Genomic DNA, 25586 nt, shown 5'->3' with positions numbered 1-25586 from the left:
TGGAAATGGTAGCTCCAGTAACAAACGTACTAAGTTCAGCAGTATGGAAGGTGCTTGAAAGCGTTAAGGACCCTGAAATTGATACGGTCAGTATAGTAGATCTTGGCATGGTGGAAAAGGTTGAGGTTGAACCTGATCAGATCAAGGTAACGTTGTTGCCTACATTTTTAGGATGTCCGGCACTTGAGATTATTAGAAATAATACAAAGAATGCTGTGATGGAGCTGCCGGATGTCAAACACGTTGAAGTTGAATTTATTTACAGTCCACCCTGGACATCTGACCGCGTGACAGAAAACGGAAAAAAGGGTTTGAAAGAGTTTGGAATCGCAGCGCCTCCTCGCCATCTGAAGGAAGATGGGTCGTGGCATGTAGATTGTCCATATTGCGAATCAACCTACGTAACGATGGAGAATATATTCGGACCGACCGCTTGCAGAAGTATTTTATATTGCAAAAGCTGCAAAACGCCGTTCGAAGCAATGAAACCTGTTTCAACAATAATGTAACTGGAGGAATTTAAATGGCAAAATTAGTAGCACTATATAAACACCCTGAAAATAAAGAGGAATTTGACGAGCATTACTTCAATGTTCATTCGCCGATTACAGCAAAGATTCCTGGTTTGCGTGAAATGAAGGTAACGAAATTCACGGGCAATCCGATGGGTGGAGAATCCCCGTATTATCTAATGTGTGAAATGACCTACGATGATATGGATGCATTAAAAGCGGGCCTTAGTTCCGATGAAGGAAGAGCTTCTGGAAAAGACTTGATGGGCTTTGCAGGGAAACTAGTTACTTTGATGATTGGCGAAGACAGCCAATGACAGTCTACAAATTCATAGAAACATCGGTTGATCAGCGAATTGGCTTGATTGAATTGAACAGACCTAAACAATTAAATTCATTGAATCGTGAAATGGTCCGTGAAATTTTGGAAGCGATGCAGTCGTTTGATCGGAATGACGAAGTACGCGTAATTTTGCTTGCTGGCAGAGGAAAGGCTTTTTCATCTGGTGCTGATATAGATGAGATGGCAGGAGCGGATTCGATGAGTCTTGAACTGTTGAATCAGTTTGCCGACTGGGATCAAATTCCTCTGATCAAAAAACCCGTCATCGGTGCAGTTCATGGATTTGTCTTTGGCGGAGGTTTTGAGCTTGCTCTTTGTTGCGATATTCTACTAGCCGCAAATGGAACAGAGTTTTCATTTCCGGAAGTGAGTCTTGGCGTCATGCCAGGAGCTGGTGGGACACAGCGTTTGACTAAGCTTGTTGGTCGTACGAAAGCAATAGAGTGGCTATGGACCGGTGAACGAATCAAGGCTGAAGAATTACTGAAGCATAGAGTGATCAACCGAATCGTCTCTGCTGAAGTATTACATGAGGAAGCTCTGCGGTTTGCAGAAAAATTAGCTGGAATGCCACCACTTGCTCTTCGGATGATTAAAGACTCAGTGAATAAGGCGGTTGATTATTCATTGTATGAAGGCATGCAGTATGAACGAAAGAATTTCTATCTGTTATTTTCATCTGAAGACCAAAAAGAGGGAATGCAAGCTTTTGTCGAAAAGAGAAAACCGATATATCAAGGGAAATAAGGAGACGATCTTAATGTTTGAAACGATTCAATACGAACTAGAGGATGGTATTGCTTGGATAACATTGAATCGTCCTGATAAATTAAACGCTTTCGTAGCACAAATGAACCGTGAAGTTAAAGAAGCGTTACGTAAGGCATCAAAGGATGACAATGCAAGATGTATCGTCATAAAAGGTGCGGGCAGAGCATTCTGTTCCGGTCAAGATCTATCTGAAGTTGACGAGAATATGGATCATGGACAAGTACTTAGAGACCATTACGGTCCAATGGTTTTGGAAATAAAGAAATCAGAAAAGCCAATTATAGCAGCAGTAAATGGAGTGGCAGCGGGTGCAGGATTTAGTCTTGCTCTCGCGTGTGATTTCCGTTTGATGTCTGAGAAGGCCAGTTATATAAACGCATTTATTCATGTAGGGCTCATTCCTGACAGTGGAAATTTGTATTATTTATCGCAATTGGTGGGAACGGCAAAGGCGGCAGAAATTTCAATCTTGGGTGAAAAAGTTACTGCGATGCAGGCACTGGATTTGGGATTGGCAACGAAAGTTATCCCACAAGAAGATTTTGACGCAGAAATAGCAGCATTTGCAAAGCGAATTGCTATGTTACCAACAAAGGCAATCGGCTTGATTAAAAGAGGATTAAATGAAGCTCAGACATTGCCATTCGAAACATTTCTTCAGCGTGAAGCGGAAGGTCAGCGAATTGCTGGGTTGACTGCAGATCACCGTGAAGGTGTAGAAGCATTTAAAAGTAAAAGAACACCTGAATTCATTGGTAAATAAAAGGAGGAAGTATAATGACAAAAGTTCAAGAACAAGAAAAAGCACAAGCTATGAAGCGTGATTTTTATAAACTATTTATCAATGGTGAACAGGTGGAAAGTAGTAACGGCGCTCGTACAAAAGTTTATAATCCAGCAACAGGTGAAGTTCTTGCGGAGGTTGCAAAAGCGACTAAGGAAGATGCACAACGTGCGGTTGAAGCTGCACGCAACGCATTTGACAATGGGAAGTGGAAGATTACACCTACTGGGCGTCGCGCACGCGTTCTTAATAAAATCGCCGCTATTATGAGAAGTCGCTTTAACGAATTAGTAGAATTAGAAGTGCTAAACACAGGAAAGTCAATTGGGGCAGCACAAGCACAAATTAACCAGGCAGTAGAAGACTTTGAGTTTTATGCAGGTGCAATAGTTGCGCATCGTGGCTCTGTTAACAATGTGCCAGGTCAATTTCAAAACTATACTGAAAAAGAGCCAGTTGGTGTATGTGCACAAATTATCCCGTGGAATTACCCACTAATGATGGCGGCTTGGAAAGTTGCGCCGGCACTAGCGGCAGGCTGTTCAGTAATCATCAAACCAGCATCTTTGACGCCACTTACAGCAATTGTGTTAGGTGAAATTTGTCATGAAGCAGGCGTTCCAGAAGGCGTAGTGAACATCTTACCGGGATCTGGATCAGAGATCGGTAACTTCCTTGTTGAACATGAATTAGTGAACAAAGTAGCGTTCACAGGATCTACCCCAATCGGAAAAGATATCATGTCTCGCGCTTCTGGAACATTGAAACGTGTAACATTAGAGCTTGGCGGAAAATCACCGAGCCTAATCTTTGAAGATGCAGACATCGATCAAGCAGTAGACTGCTCTATTTACGGTATTTACAACAATACAGGTCAATCCTGCGATGCACGTTCCCGCATTTATATTCACGAAGATGTCTACGATGAGTTCGTAGAAAAGTTTGTTGAAAAGACAAACCGTATTGTACTTGGCGATCCATTCAGCAAAGAAACTCATGTTGGAGCGGTAATTGACCAAGGACAATTAGATACAGTTAAAGAATACGTGCAATCAGCAATTGATGAAGGGGCAGAAGTTTTGGCTGGCGGCAAACAGCTACATCCTGAAGGTTTTGAAAACGGCTTTTGGTATGCACCGACAGTAATTGGAAATGTTACACAAGAGATGCGCGTAGTGCAAGAAGAAATCTTTGGACCTGTAGTTGTATTATCTAAATTCTCAAATGAAAAAGAAGCGGTAAAACTAGCGAATGACTCTGATTTCGGTCTTGCATCATCTGTTTGGTCTAAAGACGGTGCACGTGCAACGCGTGTGGCTAAACAAATCCAAGCAGGTATCGTGATGATCAACTCACCTTTCTCCGCGTTCCCTGGAACACCTTTCGGAGGATACAAACAATCAGGATTTGGTCGTGAACTTTCCATTGAAACATTGGATCTTTACTCAGAGACGAAAAGTATCATGTCTTACTTTGGCTCTCGTCCATTGAATCCATTTGGTTTGTAAAAAACAATGTACCATAAAGGAACAGGGGCTAGTTATTGGGCCTCTGTTCCTTCTTACTATCAAATTAGAATTCTAATATAAAAGGGGGAAGCAACATGATTAAAAACATCGTGGTCGTTGGTTCTGGCGTTATGGGAAGAGGAATTGCGTATGTCGGTGCGTTAGGTGGCTATGCTGTCACTATTGTGGACATAAACCAGCATGCTCTGGCAAACGCAGAAGGTGAGATTGATTCTATTATTACCAAAGGTTTGGATCGTAAGAAAATTACTCAGAAGGTAGCAGAAGAAGTCCGTAATCATCTGTATTACGAAACAGATTTGAAGAAAGCTGCAAAAACAGCTGACCTTGTTATTGAAGCTGTCCCAGAGGTGGCAGATATCAAAAAGGAAGTATTTAAAACGATCGATGAAAATGCGCCTTCTACCTGCTACTTTGCCACAAATACATCTACAATGAGCCCGACTGAAATCGCTTCATATTGCCAACGTCCTGAACGTACTATCGCGATGCACTTTTTTAACCCCGTACATAAAATGCCTCTTGTAGAAATTATACGTGGACTAGAAACAAGTGATGAAACAGCAGAAGTGATTAAAAATGTAGCGATACAAATGGGGAAAGAGACTGTTGTGATCAATGAGTTCCCAGGGTTTGTTACGAGTCGTATTAGTGCACTAGTTGGAAATGAAGCATTTTATATGTTGCAAGAAGGCTTGGGCACTCCGGAAGAAATTGATAAAGCTATCAAATTGGGCTTGAACTATCCTATGGGGCCATTTGAATTAGTTGACTTGGTCGGACTTGATGCACGATTAAATAACTTAAAGTATTTGCATGAAAAACTAGGCGAGAAATATCGACCTGCTCCACTACTGGAACAATACGTCAAAGCAGGTCGACTTGGAAGAAAGAGCGGAAAAGGTATTTATGACTATACAGACAAAAAGGAGCAGGTGAAATCATGAATGAAGTCGTAATCATTGACGCGGTACGTACCCCGTTTGGCAGATATAAAGGAGCTCTGAAATCCATTCGACCCGATGATCTTGGCGCAACGGTGATCAAAGCACTACTTGACAGAAATCCAAGTCTTCCTGCCGGTGAAATCGAAGAGGTAGTGTTTGGAAACGCAAACCAAGCCGGTGAAGACAATCGTAATGTTGCTCGCATGTCGGCATTACTTGCTGGCTTACCAGTAGAAGTTGGAGGGACGACAATCAATCGCCTATGCGGTTCAGGTCTTGACGCTGTTATGTATGCGGCAAGAGCTATTATGGCTGGAGAAGGAGACATCTTCATCGCAGGTGGTACAGAAAGCATGACGCGTGCACCATTTGTTATGGGAAAACCAGAAACTGAGTTCCCGCGCGGCGATATGAAAATGCACGATACAACCATCGGCTGGCGGTTTACGAATAAAAAATTAGAAGAAATGTATGGTTCTGATACGATGCCGAAGACAGCTGAAAATGTGGCAGAACGCTACAGTGTTTCCCGTGCGGAGCAAGATGCATTTGCCTACGAAAGTCAGCTTCGGGCAAGACAAGCAATTGAGGAAGGTGTATTCAATCAAGAAATTGTGCCAGTTGTATATAAAGATCGAAAAGGTAATGAAGTTATTGTAGATAAAGATGAACACCCACGTCCCGAAACAACATTGGAAGCACTGGGGAAATTACGGCCAATTTTTGAAGGTGGCACAGTGACGGCGGGAAATGCATCCGGGGTAAATGATGGAGCAGCAGCACTTCTTGTTATGAGTGCAAAAAGAGCGAAAGAACTAGGCTTGAAGCCACTCGCAAGATATGTAGTAGGTGCAGTGGCAGGACTTGAGCCGGCGGTTATGGGCCTTGGACCAATATACGCGTCTCGTAAGGCGATACAACGAGCAGGTTTGACAGTGGATGATATAGGATTAGTTGAATTAAATGAAGCGTTTGCTTCTCAGTCACTTGAGTGTATTCGTCAGTTGGAATTAGATCAAAGTAAAGTCAATGTAAACGGTGGTGCAATCGCGTTTGGACATCCGCTCGGAGCTAGCGGTGCCCGTATTTTAATGTCATTAATCTACGAGATGAATAAACGAGATACGCAATATGGCTTGGCAACGATGTGCATAGGTGTTGGACAAGGAATTGCAATGATTGTAGAAAGAGCTGAAAGTTAAGAGGAATTACTAAAAAGCGAGTGAACTTTTATTTTTCATTTCTAGGAGTGTGAATGATGAAGTCAATCTTATTGGAAAAAAAGAATCAAATTGCTTATGTAACAATTAATCGCGCTGAGGCCTTAAACTGCTTTAATTATTCAGCGCTGGTAGAGTTACAGGAAGTAGTAAATGCTCTTCATATTGATCCCGAAGTGAGAGTGGTAATATTCACGGGAGCTGGGAAGAAGGCCTTCAGTGCAGGCGCAGATTTGAAAGAGCGTAAAACTCTAAATGAATCGGAAGTCCGACGTAATGTTAAAGCGATACGAGATGTGTTCAATAGTATAGCTGAGCTACCACAGCCGACAATTGCTGCTGTGAATGGTCATGCGCTCGGTGGTGGTTTCGAGTTGATGCTTGCCTGTGATTTTGCTATTGCGACCACGAATGCAACATTAGGTTTGACGGAGACAAGTTGGGCTATCATTCCGGGAGCAGGTGGCACGCAAAGATTGCCACGATTAGTAGGAGAAATGAAGGCGAAAGAATTAATCTTTACAGCCAAACGCTTAAAAGCTTCTGAAGCGTTGGAGCTCGGTATAGTTTTGAAGGTTGTGGCATGGGATGAATTGATTGCATCATGTGAAGAGTTGGCGGATGCGATCATGAAAAATGGTCCCGTTGCAATCAAGCAAGCTAAATATGCGATCAATGAAGGTCTAAATACCGATTTGCGCACAGGTCTTGCAATTGAAACAAAAGCGTATGAACTAGTCATCCCCACTATAGATCGTATCGAGGCTTTACAAGCATTCAACGAGAAGCGGGATCCTGTATTTCAAGGGAGATAAGCTTGTCATCATTATTGGCGAATGGTTATAATAGAAAGAAGGAACCCAATAATTTAACGAAAGAGTGGTTTTTTCTATCTCTAATACACAATCTATGATTTTTACTATTTTTGGTGACTACGTTCGTCATTACGGAAACAAAATTTGGATTGGTAGTTTAATCCAATTGATGAAAGAGTTTGGCCATAATGAGCAAGCTGTGCGTGTTGTACTTTCTCGTATGATGAAGCAAGGATGGTTTGAGACTGAGCGAGATGGTAGAAAAAGTTATTATTATTTAACGAAGCGGGGCGTTTCCCGTATCACGGAAGCAGCATCGCGGATTTTTAAATTGGAGCCTCATAATTGGGACGGTAAGTGGCGTATGTTAATGTACACGATCCCTGAAGATAAACGCCAAATTAGGGATGAATTGCGAAAAGAACTTTTATGGAGTGGTTTTGGTAACTTTGCCAACGGTTGTTGGATTACGCCAAATGACTTGGCGAAAGAAGTGCAACTTTTAATCGAAAAGTATGAGATTGAGGACTATGTTGATTTATTCATTTCCGAACATCAGGGACCAAAGTCGAATCATGAGTTAGTCGCAAAGAGTTGGCCACTTGAGGAAATAGAGGAAAAGTATGAGCAATTCATTACAACGTATAGCAAGCAGTTTATTATTGCCACAAGTGCTATGGAAAGCGGACAGATGTCGGATGCTCAGTGCTTTGTAGAGCGCACAAATTTGGTACATGAATACAGAAAGTTTTTGTTCATAGATCCAGGCCTTCCAAAAGAATTGCTTCCCGATATGTGGAGTGGAAGTCATTCTGCCCATTTATTTGCCCAGTACTATAAATTGCTTGCTGAACCGGCTAGCCGTTTCTTTGAACATGTCTTTGAAAAAGATAATGATTTGAGTCGCAAAGATGAAGCGTATAATGCAGAAGACTATCCAATGATTATTAGAGAGTAAAAAACCGTGAGCACTTTTTAGTGACTCCCGGTTTTTCATTAAGAAAAAGATTTTCAAAATAGCATTAGATATTTAATTCGTCACGTAAAATGGCATTGAAATCTTTTCCTTTTTGGACATATGTGTCAATAGATAATTGAATAAGTTCAATGTCTTTATCATTCAATTCCCGTATGACTTTTCCAGGTGACCCAATCACTAGCGAACGTGGTGGAATAACTTTTCCTGAAGGAATCAGTGTATTGGCACCAATAATGCATTCTTCACCGATATCAGCATGATCAAGAATCGTGGATCCCATCCCGATAATAGAGCGCTTTTGAATTCGACAACCATGCAAGACGACATTGTGCCCAACTGTAACTTCGTCTTCCACTACGACAGGTGCATCTTCATATAAATGGATGGTGGAATTATCTTGAATACTGCAACGTTTGCCGATCGTAATAGTACCCTCGTCCCCGCGAAGTACAGAATTGAACCAGATAGTAGATTCTGCTCCGATGGTTACGTCACCGATAATATATGTGCCAGGTGCAATGAAGGCTGAAGAATCGACTGTCGGGTGTTTTTCGTTATAAGGTATAAGCATGAACATTCTCCTCCAATCTAATGAAATTATATGATAAATTATAACATAAAAAGAGGTGTCTAACATGAATGTGTTATGTAATGTGTTATCTATCCAACTTCCAATTATTCAAGGAGGCATGGGGAATATTAGTAGTCCCAAATTAGCGGCTGCAGTTTCAAATGCGGGCGGCCTTGGAACAATTGGTTGTGGAACATTAAGTGTGGAGGCGGTTGAACGTAAAATTTTAGAGCTGAAAGCACTGACTTCATGTCCGTTTGCAATAAATATTGCGATAAATGTAACGCCCCATACGGAGCAATTAATTGAATTAGTTATCAAACATCAGGTGCCTGTTGTGTCCTTATCAGCGGGAAATCCAACACCATATATTTCGCTTTTACACGATCGAGGAATCAAGGTTATCACTATAGTTGCTTCCGTTAAGCACGCAATTAAAGCGGAAGAGGCGGGAGCAGATATTTTAGTAGCAGAAGGGTTTGAAGCTGCAGGAATCAATTCTCCTTTGGAATTGACTACTATGACGCTAATACCACAAATTACAGCAAATGTGAGTATTCCTGTTGCAGCAGCTGGAGGAATAGGGGACGGAAAAGGACTTGCGGCAGCTATTGTTTTAGGGGCGAAAGGCGTACAAATGGGTACTCGCTTGATTGCTACAAAAGAAATGCAAGTACACGAATTGTACAAGCAACGATTAGTAGATGCAACCGATGTAGAGACTGTAATTATTGGACGTAACGTGGGACGGGTGAGAAGGGTTTTGAAAAACGATTATGTAACAGCACTTAAGAAGCGTGAAAAAGAAGGATTGACACTAGCGGAGTTTGACGAGGCGACAACTGAGGCTCAACATGTATTAGGAGCTATCGAAGGAAATATGGAGCAAGGATTTATAAATAGCGGACAGGTCGCCGGAATGATTAACGACGTCCCATCCGTCCAAGAGCTACTGGAGCAGATGATGCTAGAAGCAAAACAAGCGTGCACTAGAGCATTAGAGCTGATATGAAGCCAAATCGTATAACTTTGGCAAAGAGTAAGGAAATGACTATGTAACAACTAGCTGTAATTAGTTGGTGTGGAACGTAAAGTGAAAAAGGCAGAAGCCCAAGTGGATTTCTGCCTTTTCTCATGCGTAAATATAAAAAAGATATTCCTGTCCGTTCTTTACAGGATCTTGTGCAAACGTGTAGCCGTGCGCCAGTGCTTCTTCCGGTACGTTACGGAAAGAGCCCGGGCAATCGGTAATGACTTGTAGCAACTCGCCTTTATTCATCCCTTCAAGCGCCTCTAACGTATAAATAACGGGATAGGGACAGGATTCCCCTCGGAGATCGAGCGTGAAATCTGCTTCTAACTCAGCTTGCATGAACGTTCATTCCCTTCTTTGCAATCAATTTTCGGTGATAGCGTTTTTCTCCATAGACTGTTAGCGCATAGAGTCCTGCTAGCATAGCGAGCGTTACGCTAATAGCGCCAACCGGACCGATAGAGTCAATCAAATTAACTTTCGTACCACTTTTAACTAATACAGTATATACCCTAAGATGATCCCATGCATAGGCTAGGAACGTAGCACCAATAATATTGCCCACAAAAACAGGCAAGAACAGCAACTGTCCTTCCATTAAACGATACATCATTCCTGTTTCACAGCCGGAAGCCATGACGATCCCAAGTCCGAATAACACACCACCAACAAACGTACTCAGTGCTGCGATTTGTGTAATGGGCGTCAAATCGAATAGGGAAATAACACTAATCGTCAGAATGGAGCTGACAGCCATACCGATAATAATCGCTTTCGCCATGACGCTGCGTCCGACAAGAAATAAATCACGGAAAGCAGATGTGAAGCAGATTTGCCCACGTTCAATCAGAATACCGAAAGCGAGTCCAAATAATGCGCCTAAACCTAGAAACTTTTGCCCTGTTGCAAAGAAGTAGACGATTAATCCGATATAGAGTACCGCGATGGCTCCCCCAATATAAGGTTGAATGATTCGCTTCTTAACTGGAGATGGGTTACCGCCACCACGAGTCAAAGAGGGTTTACCCTTCCACCACCGTGTTTTTGTTAGCTTCGCTCCAAAAAATGTCCCGATTCCCGTCGCAACAATGAAAATCCACGAGTGAAAAGAGAACTGTGGTACGCCTGTGAAGAATGCGGCTAAGTTACAGCCAAGTGCTAAACGCGCGCCAAAACCTGCAATGATTCCACCGAAAAGTCCTTGTACGTAGCGTCGTTTCTGCTTTGGCAGGCGAATTTTAAAACTATTGCTTAGTAATACCATAATGAGAGCACCAGCAAACATTCCCCAAACAATCCAACCGTCTGGGCGATTCCAGGTCGTCCCTTGCAGGTGTACCATATCAAAATATTGCCAGCCCGAGATATCCACTCCGAATAATAATAGTAGATCTCCTCCAAGGCGAGTGAATTCACCAGTTACGGCCCAAACAGTCGAAGTTAGTGTGAAATATAACGCACTTAATATTCCAGCAATTAGTAAGACGACATAGGGGTTCCAATAACGTGTGAAGATAGGTTGAAGAATAGATTTCATAATTAGTTGCCCCTTATCAAAAGTTCTTTTTTTAGTGTAATCCTAAATTTGAGGAAATCAAGTGACTATATGCTGGAATTATGTAAAAAACGATTACCCTTCCTACTAGAAAGTGGTAATCCTCTGGTTCATTCATCAATAATCATCAATATCAATTATTATAGTGACATGAAAACCCCGTAAGAGCAATGAATGCTCTTACGGGGAAATTAGTAGTTACTTGATGTAGAAAATTGGAGAACCAGGTCCTAAATCTATTCCCAGTAACATCCAGACAATAAGTGTCAAACTCCAGAATACTAAGAAGAACATGGAATAAGGGAACATGACGGCAACGAGTGTACCAATCCCCATTTTCTTATCGTACTTCTGTGCAAATGCGATGATAATTGCAAAGTACGTCATGAGCGGAGAGATAATATTTGTTGATGAATCTGCTACACGGTACGCCATTTGCGTCAATTCCGGAGAATAACCGAGTTGCATCATGATTGGCACGAATACCGGTGCCATCATAGCCCATTTGGCAGACGCACTACCGATGAACAGATTGATAAACGCAGCAATTAAGATGAACATCAACAATAACGGAATCCCTTTTAAGTTAATGCTATCAAGGAAATTTGCACCGTATACACCTAACACTAAGCCCATATTCGACTCGGAGAAGAATGCAACGAACTGACTCGCTGTGAATGATAGGACAATAAACATTCCCATAGCAGCCATCGTCGTTGACATCATCGCTGCTACATCTTTATCATCACGAATCAATTTCGTCACTTTACCATAAACCAATCCAGGCACGAAGAACATGAACGCAATGATTGGCACAAGTGATTTCATAAATGGTGATTTGATAATCGGCATATCGGCTTCATCCCCACGTAATGGAGCGCCAGGGAAGGCAACGAGTAATGCAACGAGAATACCTGCAACAATTACAGACACACCAGCCCAGATTAAGCCTTTCTTTTCTAAAGAAGATAATTTCTCAACCTTTTCACGATACTGTCCGTTGTATTCCCCAAGACGTGGTTCGACGACTTTTTCAGTCACCCACGCACCGACGAATGTCAGGACGATAACTGAAAAGGCAATGAAGTAGTAGTTCATCGCAATATTCATACCATCTGCGTACTCAGGATTGATGATCGCTGCGGACATAATTGTTAATTCACCGAGCAAAGCATCTGTTCCTGACAGTAGTAAGTTCGCACTGAAACCACCTGAAACCCCAGCAAATGCTGCAGCAAGACCTGCTAATGGATGTCTACCAAGCGCTGCGAATAAAACTGCACCAAGCGGAGGGAGAACTACATAACCCGCATCGGAAGCGACACTCGACATAACCCCAGCAAATACTAAACCGAGTGTAATTAAGCGTTTTGGAACAGACATTACAAAGCCACGTAATAACGCACTAATGAGTCCAGAACCTTCCGCAACCCCGATTCCGAGCATCGTAATCAAGACGACGCCAAGTGGAGCGAAACCGATGAAGTTACTGGTCATATTCGTAATGATATAGTGAATACCTTCACTACTGAGAAGGTTTTGTACTTCGATCATTTCGCCTTCTTTACCCGGATGCTCAGCGCTAATGCCAAAATACGACACAACTGCTGATATAACGATAACTAAAAGAGCGAGAAGGGCGAACAGTGTCACCGGATGTGGCAGTCTGTTACCGGTTTTCTCGATCATATCCAAAAACTTTTGGAAGAAACCTCTTTTTTGTGTTTCCATAAAAATCTCCTTCATCTAAAAAATACTATTCAATTAGCATGAAAAATTATAAATTTTTCACACTCTGCTCAGTATATAGAAGAAAGAGCATTAGTTAAATGCTTTCTTAAAATAATTAAATTGGAAAAATGTTGCGATTCTTGCAAGGAGGGTGAATAGTTTTATTACGTTCAAGATTCAGAATGGAATTTACCCCCAAAAGAGATTATTTCTCTCATATTATGGATTGTAGATTCAAAAGTAATTAGGCAATAATTAAAGACCATCGAGTGAGCGAATCGATGGTCTTTTTTATGCGATAAGGTAGTGAGAATTATTTAGTATGGACAAGCGTTTGGTCTGGCTGTTTTAGTGCCCTCACTAACAAAATTAGTGCTACGAACATACTAATAACTGTAATAACTAGTCCAATTATGGAGAACGTTATAGCGAATACGTACAGACCAAGTATTTGAGCGACCGCCACTATTACACCATAGATAAATCCTTGGGATCGCTGTTTCTGGATGGCTACAACCAGCTGGATAGTCGTAATATTGGTGATCAGTACGATAGCGACTGCAATCAAGTAATCGATAGAGCTGGGGCTAGCTCCTTCGGCTGTGCCAAAGAGTGAAAAAGATATGAATAAATAGACAAGAATACTATTAGGAATCAATACGAGAAACCAAATAATCCACTGGGCGATTTTGTTCATCGGTATCTTCTCCTTTTCTTTTATCATTCCCACTTTACGCCCTAATGAAAACTAAAATGATTTAAAAGTCCATCATTCCAAGTCGATAAAAATCCCTTTGATTACCGGTACGCCATCCGCATTCTTCCCATTATAACTACCATATACCGTAACGGCTGTCCCTTTATCAATATTTGTTCGTTCGCCTAGTCGAATATCGTCTACCATTACGATTTCATCAGCTGTATTGTCCACACCGCTTATTAATTCAAAGCCACCATCTTTCGTTGCGTAAACAATGCCTACAAATTTCACTTTTGCGTTTACGGATACTTCATCTGCTAGTAAAGTTGCATAATCATATTCTGTTGTACCTGCTTTTAAGCCTTCCTCTACTTCAAGATTGTTTTGTTCAATGGGTGCTACCTTTTCTGTTGTTTTCTGTTTCTCTTCGTTACTGCAGGCCACGAGCATAGCGGCAGTTATCATTAATAAATAGATCTTTTTCAATTAAAATCGCCTCCATATGTAATAATAAGTAATATTGGTATAAAAGAAAACCGTTAAGCGGTCTCGAAAGTCATTTCTAGAATATACTACAAAAGGTCTATCGAAGAAGAGGTGAGCGGATTGAATAAAAAAACAACAGCGGCTTTATTACTGCTTGTGTCCATATGGGGTATTAGTTGGCCGATTTATAAAGTATCTGCTGCCTACGCACCGCCTTTATTGTTTGGAGGAATGCGTGCTTTATTTGGTGGCTGTTTGGTTGTGTTAGTGATGCTTCGTTTTCGCAGTGAGCTGAAGTGGCGACAACATTGGAGGAAGTACTGTATTTCGGCATTGTTCAATACCGTTCTGTTTTTTGGATTGCATACTTTAGGTTTTAATTATTTGCCTGGAGGACTCTTATCTGTATTAGTCTATTTCCAACCCGTTTTGTTAGGGGTATTTGCTTGGATTTGGCTAGGTGAACGCATGACGGTGCTTAACGTATTCGGCCTTTTTCTCGGATTTATCGGAATCAGCATCGTAAGTGTGGACGGATTGACTAGTCACTTATCCGGAATTGGGGTGCTATTAGGATTGCTGACAGCTTTCTTCTGGGCGATCGGTGTGATTTATGTCAAGAAAGTAAGTGAAGAGGTGAATGCTTTTTGGATGGTGGCCATGCAGTTTACGATTGGTGGCGCTGTGTTGCTCCTGTTGGGTTCATTGACAGAAAGTTGGTCTGCCATCGAGTGGAATGGCATGTTTCTTTTTGGAGTTGGATTCGGCAGTACGGTAGGGATTCCAGTAGCGTATATCATTTACTACAAACTACTTCAAGCTGGAGTAGCAAGTAAAGTGGGTGTTTTTACCTTTCTAGTACCCATTATTTCCGTCTTCGTCAGTACGATAGTTGTTGGGGAAACTATTACATTTAAGTTGATTGCGGGATTGGTGTTGGTAGTCCTCAGTATTTACTTTGTTAACTATCGAAAGAAGCAACCTGCTATACTGACCGTTACATACTGACAGTGGCAATTAATATGAAAGAGCCGCAGTTGGTCTTGACGGAAGAGAAGTTAATTTGAACAATTCGAAGCTGTCCGCATTTATGGGGGCAGTTTTTTGAAGTTTATGGGCATAACCAGTCATTGTTACCACATTCAATTGTAGGAATGCATGATTTGTTATATGATTAGCAGTATGGAATACCTAAAGTTCGGTTTTTACTAAGGAGGAAATGAAGTAATGAGCAATCAGCAAAATGATTTTACGAAATGGTACATCGACACAATCCAGAAGGCGGATTTGATGGATTATACACCAGTACGCGGATGTATCGCGTTTAAACCGGATGGCTATGAAATCTGGGAGCACATTAAAAATGAAATGGATCGTCGTTTTAAAGAAACGGGTCACCGTAATGCATATTTCCCGATGCTTATCCCTGAATCATTTTTCCAAAAAGAAAAAGATCATATTGAAGGATTCTCCCCAGAATTACCGTGGGTGACGGAAGCCGCTGGAGAAAAGTTGGAAGAACGTTTGGCACTTCGTCCGACTTCCGAAACAATGATTGGTCATTTGTATTCTGACTGGATTAAAAGCTATCGTGATCTTCCTGTACTGATTAATCAGTGGGCAAACGTATTCCGTTGGGAGAAGAAGACGCTACCGTTTATCCGTACGTCTGAGTTCCTATGGCAAGAAGGGCATACAGCGCATGTTGATGAAGAAGAAGCACGCAAAGAAACGATGCAGATGCTTGAGATTTATAAGGAAGTCGTAGAAGAACTACTTGCAATTCCAGTATACGACGGTCAAAAAACACCGTCAGAGCGTTTTGCTGGAGCTGTAGATACGTTTTCTATCGAGGCGATGATGAAGGACGGAAAAGCCGTACAAGCTGGTACTTCACATTACTTAGGAACAAAGTTTGCGGAAGCATTTGATATCAAATACTTAACAAAAGAAAATAAGCATCAATTCGTACACACAACATCATGGGGAACGTCCACTCGTTTGATTGGTTCGGTTATTATGGTTCATGGTGACGAGCAAGGGTTAGTATTACCTCCACGTATCGCACCAACACAAGTGGTGTTGATTCCGGTAGGTCCATGGAAAAAGAATCCAGCCATTATGGAAAAGCTGGATGAAATTTATGCTGAATTGAAGTCTAAAGGAATTCGTGTGCGTTTAGACGATTCCGATCAATCACCTGGCTTCAAGTTCAATGAATGGGAACTAAAAGGTGTTCCTGTCCGCTTAGAGCTCGGACCACGTGATCTTGAGAATGGACAAGCGTTGATGAAAGCGCGTGACGGTGAAGAAAAAGTGGCGGTTAATTTGGCTGAAGCGGTTGCGAGCATTGAACAAGAGTTGACAACAATGCAAACTCGCCTGCTTGAAAAAGCGCGTGCGTTCCGTGAAGAGCATTCTCATACGCATATCGCAACACTAGAAGAGTTGAAAAAGCATATCGAAGACAGCGCTGCGAATGAAGAAATTCCAGGCTGGATTCTTGCAGGTTGGTGTGGCGATGATGCATGTGAAGAGCATGTGAAAGACGAGACGAAATTTACTACGCGTAATATTCCGTTCACTCCACCAGCAAAGAAAGATACTTGTATTAATTGTGGTAAAGAGTCCAAGCATACGGTTTGGTTTGCGCGAGCTTACTAAGTTAAAAAGGTGTCCTACACGTATTTTTGCGTGTGGGACACCTTTTTTGTTTGGAATGGAAGGAGAAACGTTGACTGGCGACAGCGCGAACCGGCTGTTGGACCGCGCCAAAGTGTCCCGAAGCCGCGCCAAACCAAATCAATCGTCCAATTTCAAACCTTTTAACGCATCTGCAAATGGGTTGTTGATAGGTTCGTCGTTGTTTTTCTTTAGGTATTTCTGTACATCGCGCTTATTAACTTTACCCTTTGAATTCTTCTCGCGACGGGCTTTGAACGCTGAAAGCTTTTCACGGTATCCACATTTACATGTAAAGATCTGCCCTTCGCCTTCGCCGCGCAACTCCATCTTCTTTTTACACTGCGGGCAGCGAGCATTTGTTACGCGTGAGACGTTTTTACGGTGGCCGCATTCACGATCTTGGCAAACGAGCATTTTGCCGTGTTTCCCGTTTACTTCAAGCATTGGCTTGCCGCAGTCTGGACAAGTCTTTGTCGAAATATTATCATGCTTGAATTTTGCGTCACTTGCTTTGATTTCTGAAACGATTTCTTTCGTATAGCCTTTCATTTCAGTAATAAATGCTTCTTTTTTCAGTTGACCTTTAGCAATTTTCTCTAGTTTTAATTCCCATTCTGCCGTTAGGGTAGGTGATTTTAGCTCGTCGGGTACTAATTCGAGTAGCTGTTTTCCTTTGTTCGTGACGTGGATATCTTTTCCGCGCTTTTCGATAAGGAAGGAATTAAACAGTTTGTCGATAATATCCGCACGTGTTGCGACGGTTCCAAGTCCGCCTGTAGATTTCAATGTTTCTGCAAGTTTCTTATCCTGAGTACCCATATACTTCGTTGGGTTTTCCATGGCGGATAAAAGAGTTGCTTCATTGAAACGAGCAGGAGGCTTTGTTTGGCCGGATGTTTCTTTAACGAATTCGATGTTCAGTGCATCACCTTTTGCCAGTTTCGGCAAAAGCTGTTCTTTTGTGTCTTGCTCTGCATCTTCATCGTCAAATTGGTTGTTGTAGACTTCTTTCCAACCAGCCGATAAAATTGTTTTGCCACGCGCGGTAAAGCGTTCGTCTGCGATTTTTGCATGGACTGTTAGTTGCTCATATTCATGCGCAGGGAACAGAACTGCTAGGAAGCGTTTGACGACTAGGTCATAGATTTTACGTTCTCTATCGGACAGTTTATCACGTAGTACGATTTCTTCTGTCGGAATGATTGCGTGGTGATCAGATACTTTATTATCGTCGACGAAAGATTTATTCGCTTTGATTGGATGTTTCAATATTTTATTCGCAAGTGTACGATACTCTCCGATACCGCAAGTTTTCAAGCGTTCCGGTAGGGTGGCGACTAGGTCACTTGATAGGAAACGTGAGTCTGTCCGTGGATACGTTAGCAATTTATGCTGCTCATATAGTTTTTGCATGATGTTCAGCGTATCTTTTGCAGAGTAGCCGAATAGTTTGTTAGCGTCACGTTGGAGTTCTGTCAGATCATAGAGTCCTGGCGAGAACGTCTTTTTTGCTTTCTTATCTACGTTTTCGATAATCGCTTGCTTGCCATCAACCTTTTTAACGATAGAAGAAATTTTTTCACGATCAAATGAACGCGTATCATTCGTTTTTGCATCTTGCCATGTTAGTTTCAATTTAGAATCCGTTTGTGCTTCGATACCATAGAATGTTTTCGGACGGAATGTGTTAATCTCATCTTCACGCTGCGCGATGATTGCAACGACAGGGGTCTGGACGCGTCCGCAGTTCAGCTGAGCATTGAATTTCGTCGTTAGTGCACGAGTTGCGTTTAAGCCGATATACCAATCTGCTTCCGAACGAGCAACTGCTGCTTCGTATAAGTTTTCGTAGGCCTTACCTGGTTTTAATTGTGCAAAACCGTCTTTGATTGCTTTGTCTGTAACGGATGAAATCCACAGGCGTTTGATCGGTTTTTTTACTTTTGCTTTTTCAATGATCCAGCGTGCAACGAGCTCACCTTCACGTCCGGCATCTGTTCCAATAATGATATCTCCTACGTCCGGGCGCAGTAGCTGCGATTTCACGGCATTATATTGTTTGCTCGTTTGTTTAATGACTGTCAGTTTCAAATCAGCAGGCATCATCGGTAAATCATCTAATTTCCAGGTCTTATATTTCGTATCATAGTTTTCTGGGTCTGCGAGTGTCACAAGGTGGCCGAGCGCCCAAGTCACGATGTACTTATCACCTTCTAAATAGCCATTTCCTTTTTTATTACAGTTAAGTACACGAGCAATATCGCGTGCAACGGATGGTTTTTCAGCCAATACAACACTTTTTTTCATATGATGAACTCCTTTGTTTTTATACATGTCGAAAAACTCCTTGGGTAGATAAGGGGTCCGTGACCTTATGCTATCGTAAGGAGTTACTTAGTAAAAAGTGTAAACCAGTCCAATCGTTTCGTCAATTAAGAGGAAGATTGCTCGCGACCACTTATTGACCATTAGATTAATTCATTCCGAGTTTCACAAGAAGTGAGAAAACGCGACTGATGGCATGTCTTTTTTGTATACTAGTAATAACACTTTAGAAATGAGGGATCTCGATGTCAGAGTTAAAAAAACGTTTGATGGCAGATATCAAAACCGCAATGAAGGAAAAAGACACAATGAAGAAAGGTGTCATTAATTTATTGCGTGCCGGGCTACAAAATGAAGAGCTTGAATTGAAACGTGAGTTGACGCCAGAAGAAGAGATCAAAATCGTCCAGCGTGAACTGAAGCAGACGAAACAGTCACTCGAAGAAGGTCAAAAGGCCAATCGTGAAGATATCGTAGAAGCTGAAAAAGCGAAAATCGTCATCGTTGAATCGTATTTGCCAAAGCAGATGAATGTGGCCGAAGTGAAGGAATTGATTGCGTCACTAGGCGTTGCAAAAGATACGCCAATGGGCCAGGCAATCGGTACTGTGATGAAAGAAGTAGCTGGACGTGCGGAAGGAAAGACGGTTTCGCAAGCAGTGAAGGAATATTTGCAGGACTAATGAGTTGGAAAAGTTCGGACAACAAGTACACTTGTTGTCCGGGCTTTTTTATTTTTCAAATGATGCTCTTAATAAATACACTACATCGTATTCTTTTAATTCATCCAAATACCCTTCGTTTTGCTCATAGAAGTCAAGAGATAACCCGCTTGTAGGTTCTCCTGAAGTAGTTTCGGTATAGAGTAAATACAAAACAGTCCCCCGCAGAATAAAATCTGTGGGGGACTGTTTTTAATAGTTGCGTGAAAGTAAATCGAGGGTAATGGCTAGAGAGTTAGAGGAAACATCATACTCACAACGGAACACACAGACTCTTCAGGAGACGTCCATTCTTATATTCTATTGCCATTACTTTTGCTCTAATAAGTTCTGCTCCCGTAAAAATGCTTCTGCTACTTCACCCGCATTTTTACCTTCTGCATTCACTAGGTAATTCATTTCACGCATCTCGTCATCCGTAACGAGTCCCGCAAGTGTATTGAGCGTATCTTCGAGCTCAGGATACTTCTCTAATGTTTCTTTTCGTATTAGGGGTGCGCCTTGGTATGGAGGGAATAGTTCCTGATCATCCTCGAGCACCGTCATATCGTATTCACGAAGTTCACTGTCTGTTGAATAGGCGTCCATCAGATTGATTTCACCTGATTCAATCGCTTGGTAGCGCAACTTCGGTTCCATCGTCTTTACGGAAGGGAACGTGATGTCGTATAGTTTTTGGATGCCGAGATAGCCATCTTCGCGATCATTGAATTCCAATGTAAAACCTGCATTTACGGCTTGCACCACCGAACCTAGATCGGATATCGTCTTCAGTCTATATTTCTCTTGGAATGCCTTTGAGACAGCGAGTGTATACGTATTGTTAAAGGACATGGGGGTCAATAAAGCTAAATCGAATGTTTCCTCTAAGCCTTTTCGGGCCTGCTCGTATACTTCGTCACGATCGTTACTAACGGCTTCTTCCTTAAGAAACTCTGATATCGCTGTGCCTGTGAATTCAGGGTACAGGTCAATGCTTCCAGACTGTAAGGCATTGAAAACGAATGAAGTTTTACCAAGTCCCGGTTTTAATTCGACAGTCAAATCGGTTTGATCTTCTATTAGCAGTTTGTACATATTAATAAGAATTTCAGGCTCTGCACCTAGTTTCGCGCCAATTACTAAATGATCTTTTGACTTCCCGCCAAGTAAAGGAGCGACAATCATTAGCACAGCTACGATGACGAAAACGGTGAAAGCAGTAATAGCCTTTCTGAATGAAAGTCCTTCGAATATTTTTAATAGGAAGTCAAAGAATAATGCAAGCAATGCAGCTGGAACTGCACCAAGTATAATGAGTGAAGGATTATTGCGATCAATCCCTAGTAATATCAAATCTCCTAGACCACCCGCGCCGATCAATGCAGCGAGTGTGGCGGTTCCGATGATGAGTACCATAGACGTTCGAATACCAGCCATCATGACAGGCATTGCAAGCGGAAGTTCTACCTTTACTAATCGTTTCCACGCATTCATTCCCATTGCGGTAGCCGCTTCCTTCAATGAAGGGTCCACTTCTTTAATGCCTGTATATGTGTTACGTAAAATAGGTAGCAACGCATACGCGACCAACGCAATAATCGCTGGCACTTTACCAATTCCAAACAGAGGAATTAAAAGACCTAGCAAAGCGAGTGAAGGAATCGTCTGCAAAACTGCACTAGCACCGATGACAGATTCCGCTATTTTTCGCCGATTTGTCAAATAAATCCCTAATGGAATAGCAATTAGTACCGCAAACAATAAGGCAATTAATGAAATTTGAATATGTTCTATAAGTGCACTAAGCAACTGGCCGCGTCGATCTTGAAAAACCTCTAAGAAATTATTCATTCGGCATCGTTCCTTCCAATGATTGCTCTGCTAAAAAACGAAGAACGCCTTCACGCGTAATCAATCCGACCACTTCACCATTTTTCTCGACTGCGATCTTTTCAGAAGAAGCCAGTAATTGAACAAGGGGCCCCCAGCCGCTGTGGATTGAAATTGCGAAAGAAGGTAAATAACCATCTGGTATCGGCTCCAAGTGATCTTCAATAGAAAACGAATACGCCGCTGCGGTAGCTGTAAACTCCTTTACAAAAGGTGAAGCAGGATTAGTCATGATTTCCTGAGGAGTTGCGACTTGCTCAATTTTCCCTTCATTCATGATACAGACGCGGTCACCTAATTTAAATGCCTCTTGCAAATCGTGCGTAACAAATACGATTGTCTTTTTGATTCTACGTTGTAGCTCCAATAAATCATCTTGTAATTTCACACGACTAATTGGATCGAGCGCGCTAAATGGCTCGTCCATCAATAAAATTTCTGGATCCGCGGCCAATGCACGTACGACACCTACCCGTTGTTGCTGCCCACCAGATAATTCATTGGGCTTACGGTGGCGATAAACAGCTGGATCGAGCCCGACCATCTCAAGTAATTCCGTTACACGCTCGCGAATCTGTTTCTTCTTCCAGCCAACAAGTTCTGGAACGACGGCAATATTCTCTTCAATCGTCATATGCGGAAACAGTGCAATTTGCTGCAAGACATAGCCGATTTGCCACCGAAGCTCATCAATCTGATAATCGCTAATTCGCTTCCCATCCAGCCAGATTGTTCCTTTAGTCAACGGAATTAATCGATTAATCATCTTCAGTGTCGTTGTTTTTCCACAACCGCTCGGCCCGACCAACACAAGAAACTCTCCACTTTTGATTTCCAAATCGACTGACTCTACCACTAAATGTGCCATATCATAACTTTTCGAAACTCCCTCAAATCGAATCATTCCATCACCCCTTCGTATATCCAATTCTAATTCATTGCTAGCCCGATAGAAAATCAACATCTTACCTATTGTAATACCCAGTTCATCCTCCGTTAATCTTCACAAGTTAAACTACACATATCAAGAAAAAACATGGAGGCGGAAGGCATGAAAATCGCATGGAAAGAAATGAAGAAAAGCAAAGCGAAATTTCTAATACTCGGCTCGATTATATTCCTCGTCAGTTTCCTAACGTTCATTATTTCTGGATTGGCAAACGGACTATCCCAAGACAACGCAGCCCTTATCAAAGATTTACCTACAGGTGAGTTTTACTTGAATAAGGATGCAAACGAAACGTATAACTTGTCAAAAATAGATGAAGGTATGCAGAAGCAAATACTTATAGACAACCCTGATGCAACTGCGTTCTCCGTTCAGATGGGATTCGTCAATGACTCGGAAGATAAACAGCATAGTATCGCGTTTGGGACATCAACGGATTCGCAACTGTTCCCGGCCATCAAAGAAGGCGAGATCGTCTTGGATAGCTCGCTTAAAGAAGAAGGTATTCAAGTTGGTGATGTTCTGACAAACAATCAATTCAGCGGTGAATTCGTAGTTACAGGGTTTGTCGATCAACAGAAATTCAGTCATGCACCTGTTGCATTCATTAACATGACGAATTATCAGGAAATCTATCGTGTCATGGAAATGCAAACGATTTTTATCCCAGGTAAAGAGACACCAATCCTAAGCGCACTGGATTCATTTTCAAATAAAGAGTTCTTAAACGCTATACCAAGCTATAGTGCGGAGCAAATGTCACTGAATATGATTGTCTGGTTCCTCGTCATCATTAGCGGTATGTTGTTTGCGATTTTCTTTTATATGATGAACGTCCAGAAAATTGGTTTGTATGGAATATTGAAAGCGATCGGAATGAAGACGATATCACTGTTCAAGATGATTTGGTATCAGATGATGGTCATTACGATTATCTCACTGACGCTATCCATTGTACTGAGCCAAGTCTTCAGTTTCATCGCACCTGAAGGCATGCCTTTCCACTTAACAATGGATACGGTACTCCCGTTATCGGCAGTGTTTTTAGTCGTTGGTTTTATCGGTGCTACCATTTCAGGTTTCCAAATTAAAAAAATTGAACCGCTTCAAGCGATTCAGCAAGGAGAGATGTAATATGTCTACCTTTACTATTGATGAAGTGAAAAAAACGTTTTCTAATGGAGAAATCGAAGAGGAAATCTTGAAAGGCGTCAATTTAACGTTGAAAGAAGGCGAGATCACAGCGCTTGTCGGTCCATCAGGTTCCGGTAAGTCGACAATCTTAACGATTGCTGCGGGATTGCAAAGAGCATCTGGCGGCGAGATTTTATTCGAAGGGAAAGACATGACGAAAATGAGTCAGGAAGAAATTCGGCAAATACGTGCAACCGATTTCGGTTTCGTTTTTCAGTCTTCTCATCTAGTGCCTTTCTTGACAGTAGAAGAGCAATTACAGTTGATGCTTGATGTGTCGGAAACGAAATTCAACAAAAAAGAACAGTCAAAGGCCATAAAAGAGATCTTGGAGCTAGTCGATATGAATCATCGTAAAGATGCCTATCCTTCTTCTTTATCAGGAGGGGAGCGTCAACGTGTGGCGATTGCCCGCGCAATTATTCATCGCCCGAAAATCCTCTTTGCGGATGAACCGACAGCGAGTCTTGATACAAAGCGTTCAAAAGGCGTGATGGAGTTGCTTCAGGAACTGACAAGAACTTTGAATCTAACAACTTTGATGGTTACGCATGACGAAGAGATGTTGCCGTATGCAGATCGTATTATTACGATGCGAGACGGCTATATAGTGGAGTGAAAAAGGGTAGCTTCTTGCTACCCCTTTTTGTATGGTAAACTATAGAAACATAGATGAGAAAAGGGGAGAAGGGTTATGCAATCACCATTTACGTTTAAGCACACTGCACCAACAACAGGTACGGGGAAGCAACCAGCATTATTTTTACTTCATGGTATGGGGAGTCATGAAGGAGACTTGCCAAATCTAGTTCAAGACTTTACAGCTACACATCATATATTTAGTCTACGTGGCCCAATCGTACAGCCACCTGGATATGCCTTTTTTACAATTGAAGAAGAAGGTAAACCCGAACGTGAAGTGTTTGATAAAGTTCTTGTCTATATCCAATCATTCATTCGTGAAGCGGTTCATGTATATGATTTGGATTCTACGCGTCTAACTGTAGTTGGATTCAGTCAAGGAGCTGTGCTAGCACAAACACTCGGCTTAACGCTGATTCCATCACTTCACGGCGTCGTAGCGTTAAGTGGTTATATACCTGACTTCGTCAAAAGCCAGTATGTGAAGCAATCGGTTGAAAAGCAACATGTATTCATTTCACATGGAGACTATGACTACGTGATACCATCTCAGTCAGGTGTAGAAAGCAAAGAATATTTTGAGTCATTAGGTGCGAATGTAACGTTTAAGACTTATCCTGATGGGCATGGCGTAACACCTGAGAATCAACGAGATTTAACAGCGTTTTTACACACATTGTAAGAAGCTGATCGGATGAAGGTTAAGACGTTTTGGTGTGTATTGGTGCATGATAAAGCCAATTTGTGTTGGGGCGTTGCTCGACTTTTTTCCGGTACTGAAGTTAGTAAAGGTCAGCTTTCTATCACCGCTTCGGCACGTGGGGGATTGCCTCCCGCCATGAGCCAACTAGCGAAAGTTCACGCTAGCTGTCTCTTTGTTTCGGCTGACCCCGCAGTTGTGCCTACGCTGGTGAGTACAAGTTAGTTTTGGTGTGCATTGGCGCATAGTAAAACCAATTTGTGTTGTGTCGTAGCTCGACTCTTTATCGATACTGAAGTTAGTAAAGGTCGGTTTTCTATCATCGCTTCGGCACGTGGGGGATTGCCTCCCGCCATGAGCCAACAAGCAAAATGCGCTAGTTGTCTCATGGCTTCGGCCGACCCCGCAGTTGTGCCTACGCTAATGAGTGCAGTGTAGTTTTTGTAGGCTTTGGAACGTTATAAAATTCACTTTTAAACTTCAACGTACTATGCCACTTACTTCCCCTCACCAAACGAAGG

27 protein-coding genes are annotated in these 25586 nt (G+C 42.0%); 16 read left to right on the top strand and 11 right to left on the bottom strand.

Annotation, left to right across the window (positions count from 1 at the left end; all coding sequences use genetic code 11):
• Positions 1-5 precede the first annotated feature (5 nt).
• The 9 genes from paaD (at position 6) to paaX (ending at position 7879) form a co-directional block, all read left to right on the top strand.
• Positions 6-509, top strand: a complete 504-nt coding sequence (gene paaD, locus ORD22_RS10825) for a 1,2-phenylacetyl-CoA epoxidase subunit PaaD (protein WP_317645991.1) — start codon at positions 6-8, stop codon at positions 507-509.
• Between the two features lie 14 nt (positions 510-523).
• Positions 524-829 carry an EthD family reductase gene (locus ORD22_RS10820; RefSeq protein ID WP_317645990.1) on the top strand — a complete coding sequence of 102 codons (306 nt, stop codon included), beginning with the start codon at positions 524-526 and terminating at the stop codon, positions 827-829.
• Positions 826-1602 carry an enoyl-CoA hydratase/isomerase family protein gene (locus ORD22_RS10815; RefSeq protein WP_317645989.1) on the top strand — a complete coding sequence of 259 codons (777 nt, stop codon included), beginning with the start codon at positions 826-828 and terminating at the stop codon, positions 1600-1602. The genes ORD22_RS10820 and ORD22_RS10815 overlap by 4 nt, the downstream gene beginning before the upstream one ends.
• Positions 1603-1615: 13 nt before the next feature.
• The gene (locus ORD22_RS10810; RefSeq protein ID WP_317645988.1) at positions 1616-2389 is read left to right on the top strand and encodes an enoyl-CoA hydratase-related protein; all 774 of its coding nucleotides are present in this window, start codon (positions 1616-1618) and stop codon (positions 2387-2389) included.
• Positions 2390-2403: 14 nt separating this feature from the next.
• On the top strand, positions 2404-3918 hold the full coding sequence (locus tag ORD22_RS10805) for an aldehyde dehydrogenase family protein (protein WP_317645987.1): 1515 nt from the start codon (positions 2404-2406) through the stop codon (positions 3916-3918).
• 95 nt (positions 3919-4013) lie between these two features.
• Entirely contained in the window at positions 4014-4886 is an 873-nt protein-coding gene (locus ORD22_RS10800; RefSeq protein WP_317645986.1) for a 3-hydroxyacyl-CoA dehydrogenase, read from the top strand.
• Positions 4883-6088 (top strand): acetyl-CoA C-acyltransferase, encoded by a 1206-nt coding sequence (locus tag ORD22_RS10795; protein ID WP_317645985.1) that lies wholly within the window; start codon positions 4883-4885, stop codon positions 6086-6088. Before ORD22_RS10800 ends, ORD22_RS10795 begins: the two co-directional genes overlap by 4 nt.
• Positions 6089-6144: 56 nt before the next feature.
• On the top strand, positions 6145-6921 hold the full coding sequence (locus tag ORD22_RS10790; protein WP_317645984.1) for an enoyl-CoA hydratase-related protein: 777 nt from the start codon (positions 6145-6147) through the stop codon (positions 6919-6921).
• 94 nt (positions 6922-7015) lie between these two features.
• Positions 7016-7879 carry a phenylacetic acid degradation operon negative regulatory protein PaaX gene (gene paaX / locus ORD22_RS10785; protein ID WP_317645983.1) on the top strand — a complete coding sequence of 288 codons (864 nt, stop codon included), beginning with the start codon at positions 7016-7018 and terminating at the stop codon, positions 7877-7879.
• A 64-nt stretch (positions 7880-7943) separates the two neighbouring features.
• Here paaX and ORD22_RS10780 read toward each other — a convergent pair whose 3' ends face one another.
• Positions 7944-8471 carry a gamma carbonic anhydrase family protein gene (locus tag ORD22_RS10780; protein WP_317645982.1) on the bottom strand — a complete coding sequence of 176 codons (528 nt, stop codon included), beginning with the start codon at positions 8469-8471 and terminating at the stop codon, positions 7944-7946.
• Between the two features lie 64 nt (positions 8472-8535).
• On the opposite strand from ORD22_RS10780, the gene ORD22_RS10775 reads away from it, so the two are divergent.
• Positions 8536-9483, top strand: a complete 948-nt coding sequence (locus ORD22_RS10775; protein ID WP_317645981.1) for an NAD(P)H-dependent flavin oxidoreductase — start codon at positions 8536-8538, stop codon at positions 9481-9483.
• Positions 9484-9603: 120 nt separating this feature from the next.
• Here ORD22_RS10775 and yedF read toward each other — a convergent pair whose 3' ends face one another.
• From yedF to ORD22_RS10750, 5 genes are all read right to left on the bottom strand, one after another.
• Positions 9604-9843 carry a sulfurtransferase-like selenium metabolism protein YedF gene (gene yedF, locus ORD22_RS10770; RefSeq protein ID WP_099688529.1) on the bottom strand — a complete coding sequence of 80 codons (240 nt, stop codon included), beginning with the start codon at positions 9841-9843 and terminating at the stop codon, positions 9604-9606.
• Positions 9833-11041 (bottom strand): selenium metabolism membrane protein YedE/FdhT, encoded by a 1209-nt coding sequence (gene yedE / locus ORD22_RS10765; RefSeq protein WP_317645980.1) that lies wholly within the window; start codon positions 11039-11041, stop codon positions 9833-9835. The genes yedF and yedE overlap by 11 nt, the downstream gene beginning before the upstream one ends.
• 216 nt (positions 11042-11257) lie before the next feature.
• Complete coding sequence (locus ORD22_RS10760; RefSeq protein ID WP_317645979.1) at positions 11258-12790, bottom strand: AbgT family transporter; 1533 nt, start codon at positions 12788-12790, stop codon at positions 11258-11260.
• A 313-nt stretch (positions 12791-13103) separates the two neighbouring features.
• Positions 13104-13487 (bottom strand): hypothetical protein, encoded by a 384-nt coding sequence (locus ORD22_RS10755; RefSeq protein ID WP_317645978.1) that lies wholly within the window; start codon positions 13485-13487, stop codon positions 13104-13106.
• A 72-nt stretch (positions 13488-13559) separates the two neighbouring features.
• A complete protein-coding gene (locus ORD22_RS10750; protein ID WP_317645977.1) occupies positions 13560-13976 on the bottom strand; it encodes a hypothetical protein in 417 nt (138 codons plus the stop codon).
• A 111-nt stretch (positions 13977-14087) separates the two neighbouring features.
• Between ORD22_RS10750 and ORD22_RS10745 the strand changes: the two genes are divergently transcribed.
• The gene (locus ORD22_RS10745) at positions 14088-14984 is read left to right on the top strand and encodes a DMT family transporter (RefSeq protein WP_317645976.1); all 897 of its coding nucleotides are present in this window, start codon (positions 14088-14090) and stop codon (positions 14982-14984) included.
• A gap of 219 nt (positions 14985-15203) precedes the next feature.
• Positions 15204-16640, top strand: a complete 1437-nt coding sequence (proS, locus tag ORD22_RS10740) for a proline--tRNA ligase (RefSeq protein WP_317645975.1) — start codon at positions 15204-15206, stop codon at positions 16638-16640.
• Positions 16641-16778: 138 nt separating this feature from the next.
• On the opposite strand, the gene ORD22_RS10735 is transcribed toward proS, so the two are convergent.
• Entirely contained in the window at positions 16779-18968 is a 2190-nt protein-coding gene (locus ORD22_RS10735) for a DNA topoisomerase III (RefSeq protein ID WP_317645973.1), read from the bottom strand.
• Positions 18969-19231: 263 nt separating this feature from the next.
• Here ORD22_RS10735 and ORD22_RS10730 point away from each other — a divergent pair, with 263 nt between their 5' ends.
• On the top strand, positions 19232-19669 hold the full coding sequence (locus tag ORD22_RS10730) for a GatB/YqeY domain-containing protein (protein WP_317645972.1): 438 nt from the start codon (positions 19232-19234) through the stop codon (positions 19667-19669).
• 48 nt (positions 19670-19717) lie between these two features.
• Here ORD22_RS10730 and ORD22_RS10725 read toward each other — a convergent pair whose 3' ends face one another.
• The 3 genes from ORD22_RS10725 to ORD22_RS10715 all read right to left on the bottom strand — a co-directional run bounded on the left by ORD22_RS10725 (position 19718) and on the right by ORD22_RS10715 (position 22484).
• A complete protein-coding gene (locus ORD22_RS10725) occupies positions 19718-19861 on the bottom strand; it encodes a hypothetical protein (RefSeq protein ID WP_317645971.1) in 144 nt (47 codons plus the stop codon).
• A gap of 156 nt (positions 19862-20017) precedes the next feature.
• Positions 20018-21541: an ABC transporter permease/substrate-binding protein gene (locus ORD22_RS10720; protein WP_317645970.1), complete on the bottom strand. Its 1524-nt coding sequence runs from the start codon at positions 21539-21541 to the stop codon at positions 20018-20020.
• Complete coding sequence (locus ORD22_RS10715; RefSeq protein ID WP_317645969.1) at positions 21534-22484, bottom strand: ABC transporter ATP-binding protein; 951 nt, start codon at positions 22482-22484, stop codon at positions 21534-21536. Before ORD22_RS10715 ends, ORD22_RS10720 begins: the two co-directional genes overlap by 8 nt.
• A 147-nt stretch (positions 22485-22631) precedes the next feature.
• Between ORD22_RS10715 and ORD22_RS10710 the strand changes: the two genes are divergently transcribed.
• From ORD22_RS10710 to ORD22_RS10700, 3 genes are all read left to right on the top strand, one after another.
• Complete coding sequence (locus ORD22_RS10710) at positions 22632-23663, top strand: ABC transporter permease (RefSeq protein ID WP_317645968.1); 1032 nt, start codon at positions 22632-22634, stop codon at positions 23661-23663.
• Position 23664: 1 nt separating this feature from the next.
• Entirely contained in the window at positions 23665-24342 is a 678-nt protein-coding gene (locus ORD22_RS10705; RefSeq protein WP_317645967.1) for an ABC transporter ATP-binding protein, read from the top strand.
• 75 nt (positions 24343-24417) lie between these two features.
• The gene (locus tag ORD22_RS10700) at positions 24418-25047 is read left to right on the top strand and encodes an alpha/beta hydrolase (RefSeq protein ID WP_317645966.1); all 630 of its coding nucleotides are present in this window, start codon (positions 24418-24420) and stop codon (positions 25045-25047) included.
• Positions 25048-25286: 239 nt separating this feature from the next.
• On the opposite strand, the gene ORD22_RS10695 is transcribed toward ORD22_RS10700, so the two are convergent.
• On the bottom strand, positions 25287-25454 hold the full coding sequence (locus tag ORD22_RS10695; protein WP_317645965.1) for a hypothetical protein: 168 nt from the start codon (positions 25452-25454) through the stop codon (positions 25287-25289).
• Between the last annotated feature and the right edge of the window lie 132 nt (positions 25455-25586).

This window comes from Sporosarcina sp. GW1-11 (assembly GCF_033088395.1).
In the GTDB taxonomy this organism is placed as follows: Bacteria; Bacillota; Bacilli; order Bacillales_A; family Planococcaceae; genus Sporosarcina.
The sequence above is the reverse complement of the archived record's forward strand: the minus strand, read 5'-3'. Positions and strand labels throughout refer to the sequence as shown.